General features: G+C 57.5%; 20 protein-coding genes. 12 read left to right on the top strand and 8 right to left on the bottom strand.

Annotation, left to right across the window (positions count from 1 at the left end):
• Positions 1-13: 13 nt before the first annotated feature.
• Genes sfmF through fimA form a run of 6 tightly spaced genes read right to left on the bottom strand, consistent with a single transcriptional unit; the run spans position 14 to position 6,022 of the window.
• Entirely contained in the window at positions 14-535 is a 522-nt protein-coding gene (sfmF, locus tag NB069_RS05125) for a fimbria assembly protein (protein ID WP_250588150.1), read from the bottom strand.
• Between the two features lie 8 nt (positions 536-543).
• Positions 544-1,551 carry a type 1 fimbria D-mannose specific adhesin FimH gene (gene fimH / locus NB069_RS05120; protein ID WP_250588148.1) on the bottom strand — a complete coding sequence of 336 codons (1,008 nt, stop codon included), beginning with the start codon at positions 1,549-1,551 and terminating at the stop codon, positions 544-546.
• Positions 1,544-4,108: a fimbrial biogenesis usher protein gene (locus NB069_RS05115; protein WP_250588146.1), complete on the bottom strand. Its 2,565-nt coding sequence runs from the start codon at positions 4,106-4,108 to the stop codon at positions 1,544-1,546. The genes fimH and NB069_RS05115 overlap by 8 nt, the downstream gene beginning before the upstream one ends.
• Positions 4,109-4,122: 14 nt before the next feature.
• A complete protein-coding gene (gene fimC, locus NB069_RS05110) occupies positions 4,123-4,815 on the bottom strand; it encodes a type 1 fimbria chaperone FimC (protein WP_250588144.1) in 693 nt (230 codons plus the stop codon).
• A 43-nt stretch (positions 4,816-4,858) separates the two neighbouring features.
• Positions 4,859-5,404 (bottom strand): type 1 fimbrial protein subunit FimI, encoded by a 546-nt coding sequence (gene fimI / locus NB069_RS05105; protein ID WP_250588142.1) that lies wholly within the window; start codon positions 5,402-5,404, stop codon positions 4,859-4,861.
• Positions 5,405-5,458: 54 nt separating this feature from the next.
• Positions 5,459-6,022, bottom strand: coding sequence for a type 1 fimbrial major subunit FimA (gene fimA, locus NB069_RS05100; RefSeq protein WP_250588135.1), 564 nt, complete (start codon positions 6,020-6,022; stop codon positions 5,459-5,461).
• 320 nt (positions 6,023-6,342) lie between these two features.
• Between fimA and folD the strand changes: the two genes are divergently transcribed.
• The 5 genes from folD (at position 6,343) to NB069_RS05075 (ending at position 10,845) form a co-directional block, all read left to right on the top strand.
• Positions 6,343-7,209: a bifunctional methylenetetrahydrofolate dehydrogenase/methenyltetrahydrofolate cyclohydrolase FolD gene (gene folD, locus NB069_RS05095; RefSeq protein ID WP_250588124.1), complete on the top strand. Its 867-nt coding sequence runs from the start codon at positions 6,343-6,345 to the stop codon at positions 7,207-7,209.
• Position 7,210: 1 nt separating this feature from the next.
• Positions 7,211-7,423 carry a ribosome-associated protein YbcJ gene (gene ybcJ, locus NB069_RS05090; RefSeq protein ID WP_023334767.1) on the top strand — a complete coding sequence of 71 codons (213 nt, stop codon included), beginning with the start codon at positions 7,211-7,213 and terminating at the stop codon, positions 7,421-7,423.
• Positions 7,424-7,654: 231 nt separating this feature from the next.
• Positions 7,655-9,154 (top strand): PTS transporter subunit EIIC, encoded by a 1,500-nt coding sequence (locus tag NB069_RS05085; RefSeq protein ID WP_250588123.1) that lies wholly within the window; start codon positions 7,655-7,657, stop codon positions 9,152-9,154.
• A gap of 74 nt (positions 9,155-9,228) precedes the next feature.
• Complete coding sequence (gene malI, locus NB069_RS05080; protein ID WP_250588121.1) at positions 9,229-10,245, top strand: Mal regulon transcriptional regulator MalI; 1,017 nt, start codon at positions 9,229-9,231, stop codon at positions 10,243-10,245.
• Between the two features lie 72 nt (positions 10,246-10,317).
• A complete protein-coding gene (locus NB069_RS05075; RefSeq protein WP_250588119.1) occupies positions 10,318-10,845 on the top strand; it encodes a metal-dependent hydrolase in 528 nt (175 codons plus the stop codon).
• A gap of 87 nt (positions 10,846-10,932) precedes the next feature.
• On the opposite strand, the gene cysS is transcribed toward NB069_RS05075, so the two are convergent.
• The gene (gene cysS, locus NB069_RS05070; protein WP_250588117.1) at positions 10,933-12,318 is read right to left on the bottom strand and encodes a cysteine--tRNA ligase; all 1,386 of its coding nucleotides are present in this window, start codon (positions 12,316-12,318) and stop codon (positions 10,933-10,935) included.
• A gap of 173 nt (positions 12,319-12,491) precedes the next feature.
• Between cysS and ppiB the strand changes: the two genes are divergently transcribed.
• The 7 genes from ppiB to mnmH all read left to right on the top strand — a co-directional run bounded on the left by ppiB (position 12,492) and on the right by mnmH (position 17,212).
• On the top strand, positions 12,492-12,986 hold the full coding sequence (gene ppiB, locus NB069_RS05065; RefSeq protein WP_250588115.1) for a peptidylprolyl isomerase B: 495 nt from the start codon (positions 12,492-12,494) through the stop codon (positions 12,984-12,986).
• Between the two features lie 3 nt (positions 12,987-12,989).
• The gene (lpxH, locus tag NB069_RS05060; protein WP_250588113.1) at positions 12,990-13,712 is read left to right on the top strand and encodes a UDP-2,3-diacylglucosamine diphosphatase; all 723 of its coding nucleotides are present in this window, start codon (positions 12,990-12,992) and stop codon (positions 13,710-13,712) included.
• Between the two features lie 142 nt (positions 13,713-13,854).
• Positions 13,855-14,064: a YdgH/BhsA/McbA-like domain containing protein gene (locus NB069_RS05055; RefSeq protein ID WP_250588111.1), complete on the top strand. Its 210-nt coding sequence runs from the start codon at positions 13,855-13,857 to the stop codon at positions 14,062-14,064.
• A 70-nt stretch (positions 14,065-14,134) separates the two neighbouring features.
• Positions 14,135-14,323 carry a hypothetical protein gene (locus NB069_RS05050; RefSeq protein ID WP_250588109.1) on the top strand — a complete coding sequence of 63 codons (189 nt, stop codon included), beginning with the start codon at positions 14,135-14,137 and terminating at the stop codon, positions 14,321-14,323.
• Positions 14,324-14,493: 170 nt separating this feature from the next.
• A complete protein-coding gene (gene purE, locus NB069_RS05045; protein ID WP_039032586.1) occupies positions 14,494-15,003 on the top strand; it encodes a 5-(carboxyamino)imidazole ribonucleotide mutase in 510 nt (169 codons plus the stop codon).
• A complete protein-coding gene (purK, locus tag NB069_RS05040) occupies positions 15,000-16,067 on the top strand; it encodes a 5-(carboxyamino)imidazole ribonucleotide synthase (protein ID WP_250588107.1) in 1,068 nt (355 codons plus the stop codon). The genes purE and purK overlap by 4 nt, the downstream gene beginning before the upstream one ends.
• 74 nt (positions 16,068-16,141) lie before the next feature.
• Positions 16,142-17,212: a tRNA 2-selenouridine(34) synthase MnmH gene (gene mnmH / locus NB069_RS05035; protein WP_250588106.1), complete on the top strand. Its 1,071-nt coding sequence runs from the start codon at positions 16,142-16,144 to the stop codon at positions 17,210-17,212.
• 94 nt (positions 17,213-17,306) lie between these two features.
• Here the strand turns inward: mnmH and NB069_RS05030 are convergent, their stop codons facing one another.
• Complete coding sequence (locus tag NB069_RS05030; protein WP_250588104.1) at positions 17,307-18,452, bottom strand: porin; 1,146 nt, start codon at positions 18,450-18,452, stop codon at positions 17,307-17,309.
• Positions 18,453-18,567 lie beyond the last annotated feature (115 nt).

The raw sequence follows: 18,567 nt of genomic DNA, 5'->3' as shown, positions 1-18,567 counted from the left end.
AGCACACTTTGGCTTAATAATAATTAATCATAAAGGTGGCATCGGCATCGGCCCGCCCGGGCTGGGGATTATTCGCCGTCGCAATATAGTTGGCATAAAAAGCCAGCTCCGCATTGCCTTCAGCATCCACTCTGACTTCGCGACTGGCCTGCCGAAGCGGCAGGCGCGTTTTATCCCCATCGAGGATTTCTACCGCCACATTACTGGCCTGGCTGGCATCGTTCAGGGCCAGCAGTTGATTATCCTTTGCATCCGCGTTGCCAGTAAAGGTGATCGAGGCCGACCCCGGCGGGCAGCCCGTCAGCTTCAGGGTAAAAGGCATCGCCTGTGTCCGGCTGCCGGTCGTACTGAGCTGTTTGGTCGGCCAGGTGCCCAGCGCGACCGTTTTGTTACTGTCGCTGCTTTCTGCCACGCAGGTGTAATCAACAATGTTGACGTAGAGCTGAATGTTAATTTGCCCGAGAGGCGTATCCGCCCGACTGAGTGGCTGCCACAGCGCGACGGTGGCCAGCGCCACCGCGATTTTTATACGCATTTAGCCCCCTATTGATAGTCCACGCGCAAATAGCCGCGCGAGGTGAAGCGCCCTTCCGCGGGTTTATTGCCGGTGATACTGACCGGCCATGCCATAATCCCCATTTGCGCTGAGCCGTCATCATCAAGCCTGAACGGGATCAGGCTACCGATATTATTGGGCGTGAGCGGCGTGCCGGAAGCGTTCGCCACCACGAACCCCACGTCCGGATTATCGGATACCATCGCATTGCCGGAGGCTTTTTCTGCCTCAATACGCATCGTCAGGTAGGCGTTGGCCTCTACGTTGGTACAGCGGATGGCGAGGGTTTTACTCTGCGCTGTGACCCCTTCAGGCCGGTTACCAGCCCCGGCCTTGCTAAACAGCGAGGCGCCAATATTGCCAAAATCGAACTCCACCATCTGCCCGGCGTTGATTGCACAGCTCTGAGGCACCTGAATAGTGCCGCTGTAGGAGATGGTATATACCGGCGTAATCAGCGGATCGGCCGAGGTGGTGGTGACGTAGACGCGGAACATAGTTGAACGTGGGATCGGCACCATATTGATAAACCGCTTTGTCACTTTCAGCCGGAATACCAGATTAGAATCGTTAACCGGGAAGGGCTCGTTCTTTGGTACATTCTGGTGCCTGCCCATCTGGATATAGTTCTCCGGGGGATAAAAGACCCCGGCATGGCTGTCGGTGATTTTCATCGCGCCGTCGAGATAATCATTCAGGCGCAGATACTTGTAGTCATCAATGGTCGCTGTTATGGGAAAATCAGTGACATAGCTACGTTTCGTGGTGTCCCCGGTTGTTCCTTTGGGACAGATCGCATTGACGCCCACCCACTGGGATTTATCGCTGAGGGTGACGATTTCCCCGACGTGGTTGTTGGCGCTGTTAAAGGTGTCCGTCAGATTGTAAAAGATATCCGTCGGCACCCCATTTTCATTGGCACATACGGTGGCCAGCGCCTGTGTGATGGGCAGTAATGCCAGCAGGGGCACTACCAGACCTCGGGTATTAATCACAGCGGATCTCCTTAAGCGTGATCGCCTGTTGCAGGCTTGTTTCAGGCAGCCTGTACGGCGCGCGGCACTGCGCATTTTTGCCGTTGCCCCATTGGATCAACAGCTCGCCCGTCAGCGGCAGGCCGCTCAGGTATATCTGCCCGTCATCTCCCACCATGCTGGTGACGCCAATGTTAACCTCGCGCACCACGGCGCCAAAAGGTACCGGCTGGTTGGCGTGCATCGCCGTCAGCAAGGCGCGCACGCCGATGCGGGTATCAAAGCTGGCGCGAACCAGCGCACCTTTGGTGGGCACCACGCTGCTGACGTTATTCTCAACGTCGGTGTTATTGCTCATGGTGTTGGTATTCAGCGCAACACGGTTGTAGCGATACACCGTGGCGTACGGCATCACCGCGTATCCGCGCCAGTCTGTTTTCACGCCGGTCTGGTTTTCAATGCTGACGCCGGAGGCACCCGGCGCTTTAATCAGCACGTTGGTATCGCCCAGCGGCTGGCTTAAGGTGACGCCATTCTCATGCCCCACTACGCCTCCCGACAGCTGCCAGTTGAGATCGTGTTGACTGCCGGAGTAGTTGTATCCGGCACCCAGCGTACCGTAGGTCGCCTGCCAGTTAGCACTGGCGCTGCCGCTGCTGCCGCTGTTGCTGTGGCCCTGGGTCACGCTGTAGCTCAGGTTGCGGTCCTCCAGCAGCGTGCCGCTCACGCCGGTTTGCCAGCTACTGTCACCTTCGCTACTGCGATTAGCCGCGGCCGTCGCATAGGCGCGGTCAAAGGCGTTGTCGCGGCGATAGGCATGGCCGCTAAAGAGGCTGAACGGCACCGACACGTTGAAGGAGGCGATTTTGTCCGTGCCGCTGATCCCCACAGCCTGGTTCCACGACCAGGAGACGGAGTAGCTCACCCCCTTGTAACCGCCGGCATAGCCGAGTTGATACCAGGTGCTGGCGTCGCTGGTTCCCCAGTAGGTTTGCTGGCTGCCGGTAAGATAAAGTGAGCCGTAATCTCCCAACTGCTGGGAAATATTGACCTGCAGGCGCCCTTTTTTATTCCACGTCAGGTTGTGGTAACTCTGCACGTCCGGCAAGCCGTCATTGTCGCTGTCGTCATCGCTGTACTGGTAACCTTCCATCTTCCGCCACGCCACGTCATCAAGGGTGTAAAACCCTTTTGTCGAGTAGCGATAACCCAGCAGCTGGAAGTTGGTGCCAAAGCGGTTCAGGGATTTGGCGTACAGAAAACGCAGGGATTGCCCTTCGTGGCGGCTGTCGTCTGCCAGCTGACTGCGGGCATGGGTGAGATCGAGCGAAACCGCGCCCCATTCGCCTAGATTTTTACCGGCCCCCAGCGCCAGCGCCGTATAGCGCGAGGCGAGCTGGGTACCGCCGTAAAGCGTGTAGCCATTCTTCAGACCGGCAATCAGGGTTCCCTGGGTAAAGAAGGGGGTATCCTGCTCGCTGTTACCGCTGCGGTAATCCCCGGCGACCAGGTCATATTTCAGCCGACCTTCACGTTGCAGGAGTGGAACCGTGGAGTACGGCACGACGTAGCGCTGCTGGCTGCCATCTTTCTCTTCCACCGTGACGTCAAGGTCACCGCTGGATGACGTCGGGTTGAGGTCGGTGATGGCAAAGCCGCCGGCCTGCACGTACTGTTGATAGATCACATAGCCGTTCTGGCGGATCACCACTTTGGCAGGCGTGCGCGCGATGCCGCGCACTGTGGGCGCATAGCCCTGCATGCTGTCGGGATACATATTGTCTGAGGAGTACAGCCGCCCACCGCGAAACCCCACGCTGTTGAACACATCGTTTCCGGTGTTGCTGTCGCCCATCACCAGCTCGCTTTTCAGCGGGACGACCGTGCGCTGCAGCCAGGTGCCGATATTTTGCCATTCGCTGTGTCGTCTGCCGTTGCTGCTGGTATAACGCCAGGTGCCGTTGTTGCGCAGCCGCCATGCTCCGTAGTTCAGCCCGCTTTGCAGGTTCAGATAGTAGCTGTCGTCGTCACTTCCCCGGTTGCCGCTGAAGCTGTAGTTCAGCAGCGCCGCCGGAATGCCTTCATCCCACTGGTCCGGCGGAATGTATCCACGCGCGCTGTTTTGCATCGCCATCTGGGGCAGGCTGATGTTCAGGTGTAGCGAGGCAAAATTAAAGGCTATCTCACTGCCCGGAATGGCCGTTTTCAGCGGGGCGCACTGCCCTGCCGCCAGAGTTGTCAGCGCCGGAAAGGCCGGAAGATTGACGCCCATGCGCTCGAGCATCGCGCGGGTGATACAGGGTGTCAGCCCACCGGCAGGTGGCGCCACGTCCTCTTTCGCCATCTCAAAAGGCACATCCAGGGTGCCGATAAATTCGTCATTACGCCAGACGTCGACACGGTAAACGCCAGGCGCCTGCTGGTGACCCTGTTCAAAGCGCGACAGATCCGCGACGCTCGCCGCGCCATCCGATAAAAAGGCCGGGTTGAAGTAGCTCTCACTGAGGCCCAGCCGCGACCAAAGCGTGGTCATCAGCGCTATTGCAACCGGGCAGTAACGCCACTGTGGTCTGGTCATGATTCTGGCGCCGCTCACAGGCTGGCACTGCGCGCTGGCGTAACCGCGCCGTAGTCGTTAACGCTCTGCCAGGAGAGCGTGCCGCTGGCCCCGGCCGGGATCGCCTGTTGCGCGTGATTTTTTGGCGCAATCATCAGGTTCTCCAGCTTCTTTCCGCCGAGCTGAATATTCACCAGCGTGACGTAATAGGGCGAGGCATTGCTCACCTTCAGGTGGTTGCCCACGCGCTCAAAGCGCAGATGCGACAGCGCCTCTTCCGGCGGCATCGCCAGTTTAGTTGGCCGCACGAAAAGCTTGATGCGCGACAGGATCGCCAGTTGCAGGACGTTTTTGCCTTCCTGGCTGGATTTACTCACCGACGGGATCGCCTTCACGTTCATATAGAAGATCGATTCGCGATCGGCAGGCAGCTGTGGTCCGGCGTAAATAATGCGTAAGGTGTTCTCACTGCCCGGCTCGCTGACAAATAGCGGCGGCGTGACGACAAAGTTTTTTTCCTTTTGTCCGCGGTCGTTTTCAATCCACGCATTAATTAAATAGCGTTCTTGTTTATTGCTATTGGCAATCGCCAGCGAAGTCTGCTTTGCATCGGCGGGATATATAACCCGGGTGGCACCGAGGGCAATTCCTCCCGAGGCAGATGCAACGCCCGAGAACAGCAGAAAAATAAAAGAAACGATCGGCACGGATTTAAAGAAAATGCTCATCACGACTTTACCTTAAATTATCTATTCGCAGGTGTGTTTGCCGTCAGGGATAAACCAACGTAAACCAGACATCCGTCTGAATATTGCCTGGTACTAAATGTTCAGAAATGACCCGGTAGCGGGCGCTAAAATGAAAAGCCAGTTCACGCGTGGTGAGAGGTAACCAGGTTTTCGCCGGGGCATTGGGGACAATCAGGTTCTGCTGCGGGTCAAAGAGTGCCAGCCCAACGCCACTGCTCACCGGGCTTTCGCCAGGCCGGGAGGACGCCATGAAGACCTGCGGATCGGCGGCGGGTGTAGCGCCCTGAAACATCACCCCTACCGTGCGCGAGACATCCACGCTGCAGTCCACCAGGCGTAGGGTAAAGGGCACGCTTACCGTCGAAAAACTGCCGATACCGTCAAAGGAATTGGTCCGATACTGTCCCATATCCACACGCAGGCTCTGGCTGTCGGGCGCCACGGCGCAGCCGCCGTTGACCAGTTCGCCTTTGATGTGCACTTTCCCGCCATCCACCACCACGCTGTGGGCTATCGCCGGAGATGCGCCCATACACCACAGCACAAACAGGATCCTTGTACGTTTCATCCTTCGCCCTCACTACACCGGTAAAGGGTCTCATCCTTGAGACCTGGCTCGTCGTTATTCGTACTTCATGACGAAGGTCGCGTCGGCGTTTGCCTGCCCGGGTTTGGTGGTCGTGGCGGTCGCTTTATAGCGTGCAGCAAATTTCAGGGTGTTGGTGCCTTCGATCAGCGTCTGCGCAGCAGAGAAGCTGGCACCGTCCGGAACAAGCGTGGTGGATTTGCTGTCGAGGATTTCGATGCCTACACCCTGAGCGGCGCTATCGTTGCTGCCGGAAGAGACCGCCAGCAGGGTGTTGTCGCTGCCATCGAGCTGGCCGGAAAAGGCAACGGATGCCGTTTTCGCCACGGAAGGATCGCAGTCGTTCAACTGAATGGTGAACGGAACATTTGTGGTGGTGTCACCCACATTGCTGAATTTCGCCGTACGATACTGGCCCAGATTAACAATCTGATCGGCGGATTCAGTATTTACTGCACAGGCAGCATTGACTAATTCCCCTTTAAAATGGACGGTACCGCCATTAACGGAAACCGCTGGTGCAGGATCTTCGGCATATGCGGCGCCTGAAACCAGCGCCAGAGTAGCAACAACAGTAGTCGCGATTTTACTTAAGTTCATATCTATTCCTTTAAATGTAAAAAGCCTTTCCCGATGACAAAAGGAAATTAAGAAATACGATCAATGGCATGATTGATGGGTTATTTCGCAAGGGCTAAAGTAGCGCAGGATTTAATCGCTTAATATGTCAAAACACTGTCAGTTAGCCGGGTTGCATCCTAAAAAAGCCTAAGAAATTACCCATTACAAAAGAGGGGTTATTGCGGGTATGAGGCCGTCGCGGGGTGAAATCTCGCAAAGTGTGACTGACAGCAGCGCTCGCTTCTGACAAAATATGCACATCCCCCCTTTCACTCCTTACAGACGGAATCTTCTCTCTGATGGCAGCAAAGATTATTGACGGTAAAACGATTGCGCAGCAGGTGCGCTCTGAGGTTGCGGAAAAAGTGGCAGCGCGTCTGGCCGCTGGAAAACGCGCCCCCGGGCTTGCCGTTGTGCTGGTCGGCAGCAACCCGGCTTCACAAATTTATGTCGGCAGCAAACGTAAAGCATGCGAAGAGGTAGGTTTCCTTTCTCGCTCTTACGATCTGCCGGAAACCACCTCAGAAGCAGAACTGCTTGAGCTGATTGATACCCTGAACGCCGACAAAGAAATTGATGGCATTCTGGTTCAACTGCCGCTGCCTGCGGGCATCGACAACGTGAAGGTGCTGGAGCGTATCGCGCCAGACAAAGACGTGGACGGTTTCCACCCGTATAACGTTGGCCGTTTGTGCCAGCGTGCGCCTCGCCTGCGTCCCTGCACGCCGCGCGGCATCGTCACCCTGCTCGAGCGTTATAACATTGACACCTACGGCCTGAACGCCGTGGTTATTGGCGCCTCCAATATCGTCGGTCGCCCGATGAGCATGGAGCTGCTGCTGGCAGGCTGCACCACCACCGTCACCCACCGCTTTACCAAAAACCTGCGCCAGCACGTCGAAAATGCCGACCTGCTGATCGTGGCGGTCGGTAAGCCGGGCTTTATCCCTGGCGAGTGGATCAAAGAAGGCGCGATTGTCGTGGACGTGGGAATTAACCGTCTGGAGAGCGGCAAAGTGGTCGGCGACGTGGTGTATGAAGATGCCGCCGCCCGCGCCGCTTATATCACTCCGGTTCCGGGCGGCGTAGGCCCGATGACGGTAGCAACACTGATTCAGAATACTTTGCAGGCATGCGTTGAGTATCACGACGTAGAGGAAGCGTAAGATGGCAACATTTTCATTAGGTAAACACCCGCACGTTGAGCTGTGCGATCTGCTCAAGCTCGAAGGCTGGAGCGAAAGCGGCGCCCAGGCGAAGATCGTTATTGCCGACGGTTTAGTGAAAGTTGATGGCGTAGTAGAAACCCGGAAGCGCTGCAAAATCGTGGCCGGGCAGACCGTGAGCTTTGAAGGTCAGAGCGTTACCGTAACGGCCTGAGCGGTCTGATGCCCTCACCCTAACCCTCTCCCCCTGGGAGAGGGGATAAAAAATCCCCATTCCCATCACGGTTAATTATCGATCAACTTCAAATAATCACTATTTCATCTGTTGAAAGGTGAAAATTAAGTTGCGCGATTTTCAGGCTTTCCTCACGATAAGTAGAACGTTCTACTAAAACGTTCTACTCACTATAACAGCGCTCACAGAGCGCACTCGGGGGAAATCAGCATGAGTCTGATATCAGGGTTTGTTAAATCGCTGTCAAAACTGTCGATGATTGGTCGCGCATTAATGCTGCCAATCTCGCTGCTTCCCGCTGCGGGCCTGCTGTTGGCTTTCGGCGATAAATTCCATCTGCCGCTGATGATGAACGCGGGCGGCGTTATTTTTGATAACCTGCCGATGCTGTTCGCCATCGGCTCTGCCGTCGGTCTGGCGTCTGAATCGGGTATCGCGGCGCTGTCGGCGGCGGTGGCGGTGTTTGTCACTAACATTACCATCGGCACCGTCCTCGGCATCACGCCGGAGATGGCCTCCCAGGGCGGTAAATATGCGATGGTAGTGGGCATTCCAACGCTGCAGATGGGCGTCTTTGGCGGCCTGCTGTGTGGGATCCTCGCCGCGTGGTGCTATAACCGTTTCCACACCATGCAGCTGCCGGAGTTCCTCGGCTTCTTCTCCGGGAAGCGTTTTGTGGCGATTGCCACGGCGTTCCTGTCGTTTGTGATGGGACTGCTGCTGCCCTACGTCTGGCAGCATATCCAGGCCGGTATCGACGCGCTGTCGGTGATTGTGAACGGCGATAACCAGGCCGCCTCGACCTTTATCTTCGGTCTGGTGGAACGCGCGCTGATCCCGCTGGGTCTGCACCACATCTGGTATCCCTCTTTCTGGTACTCGTTCGGGGATTACACCACCCAGGCGGGCCAGGTGATCCACGGCGACCAGACTATCTGGTTCAAGATGCTGGAAGAAGGGGTCAAATCCTTCAGCAGCGACACCTACCAGAACGCCGGTAAGTTCATGCAGGGTGAATTCCCGCTGATGCTGTTCGCGCTGCCTGCGGCCTGTCTGGCGATGTACCACGAAGCGCATACCAAAAACAAAAAGATTGCCGCCGGTATCCTGTTCTCTGCGGCCCTGACCTGCTTCCTGACGGGGATCACCGAGCCGGTCGAGTTCACCTTTATCTTTGTGGCGCCCATCCTGTATGTCTTTAACGCCATTATGGCGGGCCTGGCCTACATGACCATGTACCTGCTGCATGCGCATATCGCCAAATCGTTCTCCGCAGGCTTTATCGACTACCTGTCGTTCGGGATCCTGCCGTCGTTTAACGGCTACCAGACCAACTTCCTCAACGCCATTATCATCGGTATTCCGATGGCGCTGATCTACTACTTCACCTTCCGCTTCGTGATCCGTCGTTTCGACGTGAAAACGCCGGGCCGCACCGAGGTGACGGCCAACGCGAATGATAAAACCGACAGCGAAATCGCCACCGAGATCATCGGCCTGCTGGGCGGAGCGCAGAACATCCACTCTGTGGGCTCCTGCATCACCCGTCTGCGTCTGGAAGTGGCGAATAGCGACAGGGTGGACAAGGACGGTCTGAACGGCCTCGGCGCACGCGGCGTGGTCTTTGTGGGCGACGCCGGTATCCAGGTTATCTTTGGCGCCCGGGCGCAGTTTATCGCCCAGACGATGTCGACCATGATCGGTAAATAATAAGCTGCCTGACCGACACGTCTCCTGTACTCTTACGGGAGGCGTTGTCTTATCAGGCATTTCAGGGAGAAGATGTGAAGAAGGTCAGCATCATAGATGTCGCCAGAGAGGCAGGGGTTTCGGTTTCTACCGTCTCGCTGGTGCTGCGTCAGAAAGGAAAGATCTCAGAGGCGACGATTGAAAAAGTCCACGCCGCCATCACCGCCCTGGGCTACGTGCATAACGTGGCCGCCGCCAATCTTCGCGCCAACACCTCCAATCTGATCGGCCTGATCCTGCGCGATTTCAGCGACAGCTTTTCCATAAAAGTGATGGCCAGTATCGTCCAGGAGCTGGAGAAGCAGGGCTATATGGTCTTTCTCGGCCAGCCGCTGAACGACGGCGAACACCTCGAACGCTGTCTGCTCTCTTTCAAACAGCAGGGCGTCGCCGGGGTGATCTACCTGGCGTCCGATACGCGTCATGCCGCCCTGCCAGCGCTGATCCGCCAGTGCCCGCTGCCGCTGGTTGCGGTGTCGCAGTCGCTGCTTAACGAAACCTGCAATCTGGTGATGCGCGATAACCGCCAGGCGGCGCATCTGGCCACCCGCTATCTGATTGAGCGCGGCCATCGCAATATCGCCTATATTGGCGGCAGAGAGGGGGATCTGATCCGCGAGCAGCGCCTGCTGGGTTTTCGCAGCGCGATGACGCAAAACGGGCTGGTGTTCCGCGACGAATCCGCCCCCGCCTGCAGCGACGATACCCAGGCGGTGAGCTTCGCGACCCGGCAATTGCTGGAGAAAAACAACACCATCACCGCCCTGCTCTGCCACTCTCCGGATGCGATGATTGGCTCTATCGCCGGTATACACCATGTCGGGCGCACCGTGGGGAAAGATGTCTTTCTTACCCAGCAGGTGGCACTGGTGGGGTTTGAGGATATGCTGCACGTTAATCTCACCTCGCCGTCGTTTACCTATGTCTCCTCCGCCAGCGAAGAGACCGGGCGTCAGGCGGCGGGGCTGATGATCCGCCAGCTGAAAGAGCCTGAGCTGCAAACCCAGCGTATTACCCTCTCCGGGCAGCTCGTTGCGCGGGAATCGGCATAATTCAGATTTCCGCCCGGCCCTGCGATCCGCGGCGCTCTGCTATATTTCCATGATTTGCCATGGATTATCACTATGCCAACCATCATTACCCACGCCGCCGTACCGATCTGCTTAGGTCTGGGGCTGGGCAGCCGGGTCATCCCCCCTCGCCTGCTGTTTGCCGGGATCGTGCTCGCCATGCTGCCGGATGCCGACGTGCTGTCATTCAGGTTTGGCGTCGCCTACGGCAATATTTTTGGTCATCGCGGGTTTACCCACTCGCTGCTGTTTGCTTTTGTGGTGCCGCTACTCTGCGTGTTAGCAGGACGACGATGGTTCCGGGCGGGGCTCATGCGCTGCTGGCTGTTTTTAACTGTGTCGCTGCTGTCACACAGCCTGCTGGATTCGGTGACGACGGGCGGAAAAGGGGTCGGCTGGCTGTGGCCGTGGTCGGATGAACGCTTCTTCGCGCCGTGGCAGGTGATTAAGGTCGCGCCCTTTGCCCTCTCACGCTATACCACGCCGTACGGGCATCAGGTGATTATTTCGGAGCTGCTGTGGGTGTGGCTGCCGGGGGTGATTGTAATGGGGATATTGTGGTGGAGAAAGCGTGCGCGCTGATGCCCTCACCCCGCCCCTCTCCCACAGGGAGAGGGAGAAAACCGGCTTGTAGGCCCGGCAAGCGAAGCGCCGCCGGGCGTTACAAACTTACTTACGGCGCCAGGTCGTCCCCTGCGGGCCATCTTCCAGAATGATACCCATCTCGGTCAGACGGTTACGCGCCGCATCGGCCGCGGCCCAGTCTTTCGCCTGACGCGCTTCCAGACGCGCTTTGATTAACGCTTCAATCTCCGCGACTTCGCCGTCATCCGCCTGCGCACCGCTCTGCAGGAACACCTCTGGCTCCTGCTCCAGCAGGCCCAGCACGCCAGAGAGTTTGCGCATATGGGAAGCCAGCGCGTTCGCGGCCTGTGCATCTTCGCCCTTCAGGCGGTTCACTTCACGGGCCATATCGAACAGCACAGAGTAGGCTTCCGGGGTGTTGAAGTCGTCGTTCATCGCCTCGATGAAGCGGGCCTCAAACGCCTCGCCGCCCGCCGCTGGCACGGAGCTGTCGGTGCCGCGCAGCGCGGTGTACAGACGCTCCAGGGCAGAGCGCGCCTGTTTGAGGTTCTCTTCGCTGTAGTTCAGCTGGCTGCGATAGTGGCCGGACATCAGGAAGTAGCGGATGGTTTCGGCATCGTAATACTTCAGCACGTCACGCACGGTGAAGAAGTTGCCCAGCGATTTGGACATCTTCTCGCGGTCGATCATCACCATCCCGGAGTGCATCCAGTAGTTCACATACTCGCCGTCATGAGCGCAGGTGGACTGGGCGATTTCGTTCTCATGGTGCGGGAACATCAGGTCGGAACCGCCGCCGTGAATATCGAAGTGGTTGCCCAGCTGTTTGCAGTTCATGGCCGAACATTCGATGTGCCACCCCGGACGGCCCGCGCCCCACGGCGATGGCCAGCTCGGCTCGCCCTCTTTGGACATCTTCCACAGCACGAAGTCCATCGGGTTGCGCTTCACGTCAACCACGTCCACGCGCGCCCCGGCCTGGAGCTGATCCAGATCCTGGCGGGAGAGCTGGCCGTAGTGCGGGTCGGTCGGCACGTCGAACATCACGTCGCCATTGTCCGCCACGTAGGCGTGGCCTTTGGCGATCAGCTGTTCGGTGATCTCAATGATCTCAGGAATATGGTGCGTTGCGCGCGGCTCCAGATCCGGACGCAGGATATTCAGCGCGTCGAAGTCGCTGTGCATTTCGCCGATCATGCGGTCAACCAAATCGACGAAGTTTTCCCCGTTTTCGTTAGCACGCTTAATAATTTTGTCGTCGATATCGGTGATATTGCGTACATACTTAAGGTTGTACCCGAGGAAACGCAGGTAGCGCGAAACCACATCGAAGGCGACAAAGGTGCGGCCATGGCCGATATGACAGAGATCGTAAACGGTAATACCACACACGTACATGCCGACTTCCCCGGCATGAATAGGTTTGAATTCCTCTTTTTGGCGCGTCAGTGTGTTGAAGATTTTTAACATCGAAGATTCCATGTGAGACGTGTGTGGGTGAAAACGGCATATTCTAATGGTAATTCAAACCTGAAGCAGCAAGTAATGCAAGGTGATCGCGCGTTGCGGTTATGCTATAACAAGCGCTTATTGTGGCCCCTGGCGGGGTCGAAGCACCACTATAAACGGAACAGGATGCAAAAATGGTTACTTTCCACACTAATCATGGCGATATCGTAATCAAAACCTTTGATGACAAAGCGCCTGAAACAGTTAAAAACTTCCTGGACTACTGCCGCGAAGGTTTCTACGACAACACCATTTTCCACCGTGTCATTAACGGCTTTATGATCCAGGGCGGCGGTTTTGAACCTGGTATGAACCAGAAAGAGACCAAAGCGGCGATCAAAAACGAAGCCAACAACGGTCTGAAAAACACCCGCGGTACCCTGGCAATGGCCCGTACTCAGGCGCCACACTCTGCCACCGCGCAGTTCTTCATCAACGTAGCAGACAACGACTTCCTGAACTTCTCCGGCGAAAGCCTGCAGGGTTGGGGCTACTGCGTGTTTGCTGAAGTGGTTGACGGTATGGACGTGGTTGACAAGATCAAAGGCGTTTCTACCGGCCGCAGCGGCATGCACCAGGACGTTCCAAAAGAAGACGTTGTGATCACAAGCGTGACCGTCAGCGAATAATTCGTGGCGACACTCTTTATTGCAGATCTGCATCTGCAAACAGAAGAACCGGCGATCACCGCCGGTTTTCTGCGTTTTTTACAGGGTGAAGCCCGCCACGCCGACGCGCTTTACATCCTGGGCGATCTGTTTGAAGCCTGGATTGGCGACGACGATCCGAACCCGCTGCACCGCGACATAGCGGGTGCCCTTAAAGCGCTGGTCGATTCTGGCGTTCCCTGCTTTTTTATCCACGGTAACCGCGACTTTCTGCTGGGCAAGCGCTTCGCCCGTGAAAGCGGCATGACCCTGCTGGCGGAAGAGACCGTTCTCGATCTCTATGGCCGCCGCGTGCTGATTATGCATGGCGACACGCTCTGCACCGACGATACCGGCTATCTGGCGTTTCGCGCCAAAGTGCATACTCCCTGGATCCAGACCCTGTTTCTCGCCCTGCCGCTGTTTATCCGCAGCCGAATCGCGGCAAAAATGCGTGCCGGCAGTAAAGCCGCCAACAGCAGCAAATCCATGACCATCATGGACGTGAACCCGCAGGCGGTGATCGGCGTGATGGAAAAACACCATGTTCAGTGGCTGATCCACGGCCATACCCATCGCCCGGACGTCCATAGCCTGACCGTAAACGGTGAACCCGCTCAGCGCGTGGTGTTAGGGGCATGGCACACCGAGGGGTCGATGGTCAAAGTCACGCCTGAAGGCGTGGAGCTTATCGCCTTCCCGTTCTGATATCCCGCCCAGAAATCATTCAAATTTTTTGAATTCTCTCCGCAAATTGTTTTGATTTTAATCACACTTCGGTCGGCCTATGATGATTCACATCAGGGCAACAACGCCCTATTCCGAACAAAACAGCTTAAGGAACACGACCATGAAATCCATCAAAACTTTCGTTGCAGTTGCCGCTCTTTCTCTGATCTCTTTCGGTTCTTTCGCCCAGAGCGTGAGCGCTACCGCCTCCACGCTTGACCGCGCGGAAGCGAAAATTGCCGCTCAGGCTGCTAAAGAAGGTGTGGCTTACAAAATCACCAGCGCCCAGTTCGACAACCGCGTGCACATGACCGCTGAACTCACTAAATAATTTGCCCAATTGCCGTGCCGCCAGATAAGAGACCAGCGACAGCGACAATACGATGAGAAAGGAAAAAAGAATGAAAACTAACAGTATCGTCAGCGCCCTGCTGCTGGCCGCTTCCCTGACCTCTGGCGCGATGGCTGCTGAACATACCTTCTCCACCCCGGAGGCGGGTTCGAATATCGACACGGCTGTGCAGCAGAATCATATTGATGTGAGCCATGCTTTCGACAAAGAGGACCTGACCGCAGGCAATCTGCTGTAAACCGCTTAAGAGCCTATAAAAAGACCGCCTTCTGGCGGTTTTTTTATTGTATAAAGCCGCCGACGTTAGCGGAAGTTTTAGCCGCGCAACCGTTTTCCTTGCCTGTGGATCGTGCTATTCTCTGTCACCTCAAAAGCCGAGAGTTGTGCACCACAGGAGTTTTAAGACGCATGTCTTCCAGCAATAATCCGGCGCGTGTCGCCATCGTAATGGGGTCCAAAAGCGACTGGGCTACCATGCAGTTCGCCGCCGAAATCTTTGACATCCTGAACGTTCCTCACCACGTTGAAGTGGTCTCCGCACACCGCACCCCCGATAAACTGTTCAGCTTCGCCGAAGGCGCAGAAGAGAACGGCTATCAGGTGATTATTGCCGGTGCCGGCGGTGCCGCGCATCTGCCCGGCATGATTGCTGCCAAAACCCTGGTGCCGGTGCTCGGCGTCCCGGTTCAGAGCGCAGCCCTGAGCGGCGTCGACAGCCTCTACTCCATCGTGCAGATGCCGCGCGGCATTCCTGTTGGTACGCTGGCCATCGGTAAAGCGGGTGCCGCCAACGCCGCCCTGCTGGCGGCACAGATCCTCGCAACTCACGATAAAGCGCTCCATCAGCGTCTGGCGGACTGGCGTAAAGCCCAGACCGACGAAGTGCTGGACAATCCCGACCCGCGAGGTGCGGCATGAAGCAGGTCTGTGTCCTGGGCAACGGTCAGTTAGGCCGTATGCTGCGTCAGGCCGGTGAACCGCTGGGGATCAGCGTCTGGCCGGTGGGGCTGGACGATGAACCGGAAGCCGTGCCCTTTCAGCAAAGCGTCATCACCGCGGAGATTGAGCGCTGGCCGGAAACCGCGTTAACCCGTGAGCTGGCGCGTCACAACGCCTTCGTGAACCGCGACGTCTTCCCGATCATTGCCGATCGCCTGACGCAAAAGCAGCTGTTCGACGATCTGCATCTCGCCACCGCGCCGTGGCAGTTGCTGAGCGAAAAAGGCCAGTGGCCAGGCGTGTTTGATTCGCTGGGCGAGCTGGCGATCGTCAAGCGCCGCGTGGGCGGCTACGACGGCCGCGGCCAGTGGCGTCTGCGCGCTGGCGAAACAGACCAGCTGCCGGACGAGTGCTACGGCGAGTGCATCGTTGAGCAGGGCATCAATTTCAGCGGCGAAGTGTCGCTGGTCGGCGCCCGCGCCCATGACGGCAGCACGGTATTTTATCCCCTGACCCACAACCTGCATCAGGACGGCATTCTGCGCACCAGCGTGGTCTTCCCGCAGGCTGACGCCGCCCAACAGGCGCAGGCGGAAGGCATGCTCTCTGCCATCATGCAGGAACTGGGCTACGTGGGCGTAATGGCGATGGAATGTTTCGTCACGCCGGAAGGCCTGCTGATCAACGAGCTGGCGCCGCGCGTGCACAACAGCGGTCACTGGACGCAAAACGGGGCTTCCATCAGCCAGTTTGAGCTGCATCTGCGCGCCATTACCGGACTGCCGCTGCCGAAGCCGGTGGTTAACAGCCCGTCGGTAATGATCAACCTGATCGGCACCGATCTGAACTACGCCTGGCTGAACCTGCCGCTGGTACATCTGCACTGGTACGATAAAGCGGTGCGCCCGGGTCGCAAGGTCGGCCACCTGAACCTGAACGATACTGATACCGCCCGCCTGCGCGCCGCGCTGGAAGCAATCGTGCCCCTGCTGCCGCCGGAGTACGCCAGCGGCATTGCCTGGGCGCAGTCCGCACTCAGCTAAGCCTTACCGCCGGGGAGTTGACCTTCCCCTTCCCCGGCGTAAAATCCTGCCCATTGTTGTTTTGAGGGATCCTTATGAACGATGGGACGGACTATCGCGCCATTCTTACTGCCGACACGCCATTAATTGACGTGCGCGCCCCCGTGGAATTTGCTCAGGGCGCCATGCCTGCGGCACGCAACCTGCCTTTAATGAACGACGACGAACGCGCCGCCGTCGGCACCTGCTATAAGCGCCAGGGGCCGGAAGCCGCGCTCGCGCTCGGCCACCGTCTGGTGAGCGGCGAGACGCGAGACCAGCGCCTGGACGCCTGGCGCGCCGCCTGCCTTGCCCAACCGCAGGGCTACATTTGCTGCGCCCGGGGCGGACAGCGCTCGCATATCGTGCAGGCGTGGCTGAAAGAGGCAGGCGTAGACTACCCGCTGATCGTCGGCGGCTATAAAGCGCTACGTCAGGCGGCGATGCAGGCGACCGTCGAGCAGGCGCAAAAACCCAGCGTGCTGATCGGCGGCTGCACCGGCAGCGGCAAAACGCTGCTGGTGAAAGCGCACCCTGAGGGCGTGGATCTTGAAGGGCTGGCGCACCATCGTGGCTCCTCCTTTGGCCGCACGCTGTCCCCGCAGCTCTCGCAGGCGAGTTTTGAAAACCACCTGGCGGTTGAGCTGCTAAAAAAAGAGGCTTCGCGCTGGGTGCTGGAAGATGAAGGCCGGATGATTGGCTCCAACCACCTGCCGGAGTGCCTGCGCGATCGCATGGCGCAGTCGCCGATTGTGGTAGTCGAGGATCCGTTTGAGGTGCGTCTTGAGCGCCTGCGCGAAGAGTATTTCGAGCAGATGTGGGCGGATTTTTCTGCCGCTTATGGCGAGGACGGGGGCTGGAAAGAGTACAGCGACTATCTGCACCACGGCCTGTTTGCCATCCGCCGCCGTCTGGGGCTGCAGCGTTACGCCGAATTTACCGCCCTGCTGGATAGCGCCCTGGAGGAACAGCAGCGTACCGGCAGCACCGAAGCGCATTTCAGCTGGCTTGCGCCGCTGCTGAATGACTATTACGACCCGATGTACCGTTTTCAGCTGGAGAAGAAGGCGGAGAAGATTGTTTATCGCGGGACGTATGAGGATGTTGCACAGTGGCTAAGTCGCTGAAAAAAAAGCCGGATGCGCTAACGCTTACCCGGCCTGGAGGTTCGGCACGAACTTGTAGCCCCGGTAAGCGCAGCGCCACCGGGGAACAAACGACTTAGAAGTCGTAACGCAGACGCACCAGGTTCATATCGCCCAGATCGTCGGTGCTGGAGGTGAACACGTGCTCGTAATCCACGCGGAAACCGTAGTCCAGCTGGACGCTGATACCCACGCCGTTGTCGATGCGCTGGTAGTTACGGCCATTCATGGTCTCGATGCGATCGCCCATGAAGTAAGGCTGGATGGATTTCACCGCATACTGACCAATCGGGAATTTATACCCGGCGAAGTACTCAATACCCCACGCGTCACCGGCGAAGTAGTCATTGACCGACACTTTTTTGCTGGTCATGAAGTTCTGATACCAGCCGCCGCCTGCGGAGAAAGTCCAGTTGTCCGGGGTCCAGCTCAGGGCGGTGCCGAGGATGTTCTGATCCCAGGTTTTGCTGTCGCCGTTATCCGGGTTACGCATGTCCGCACGGGTATAGTTCCACGCCGCGCCCCAGGTCAGGTCGGTGGTCAGGCGATAATCCAGCCCCAGTGAGCCGCCGCCTTTACGCTTGTAGCGCAGGCCGTTACCGGGCAGGTATTCGCTGTCTTCGAACAGGTAAGAGGCATAGATGTCGGCATCGCCGAGGGTTTTCTTGTACTTCAGCATCTGGCGTGAACGGTAAGAGCCGTCGTAGTCGCCGTTGATGCCGTTCCCCGGTGCCTGGCCGATCATGTCGTAGTCCCAGATATCGGTCTTCGCGCCAACCACATCATAGTAAACGCTGTTCTGCTGACCGAAGGTCAGGGTACCCCAGGTGTCGCTCTTCAGGCCGGTGTAGAGCATGCGACGGGAAGTATCACGCGCGCCGTCTGCATGGTGGTTGTCCCAGTTGAACTGAGCCGGAATGTTCACACCCAGCTCGTAATAGCTCACCCAGCTGATGTCATCGAACAGGTAGTAATCTGCCGCAAAACGGAAGCGGGTGCCGCCGTCAAAGCCGTTACGCTTGTAGCTGTTTTTGCCGTCGTCGCCGGTCATATTCTGGAACTGAGGACGAATACTGCCGCCAACGGTAAAGTTGAGACGGCTCAGCGGGTTGCCCGCCTGCGGATCTCGTTTCAGAACGGTGATTTCAGCCTGGGATGCAAAAGACGTCAATGCCACTGCTGCGCCGATCGCTCCCGCCAGCGCTTTTTTAGTTATGGTCATTATTTTTCCTTGATAGACACACTGCCATTTATTTAGCAGGTGAATATTAACCAGGATTTATCTGTCCGTGTTGCCCGGTTTTTAATGATTTGTGCCGCTAAAAATCAATTATTTA

This window comes from Leclercia adecarboxylata (assembly GCF_023639785.1).
Lineage (GTDB): Bacteria > Pseudomonadota > Gammaproteobacteria > Enterobacterales > Enterobacteriaceae > Enterobacter > Enterobacter adecarboxylatus_D.
This window is presented reverse-complemented; position numbering and strand designations above follow the sequence as displayed.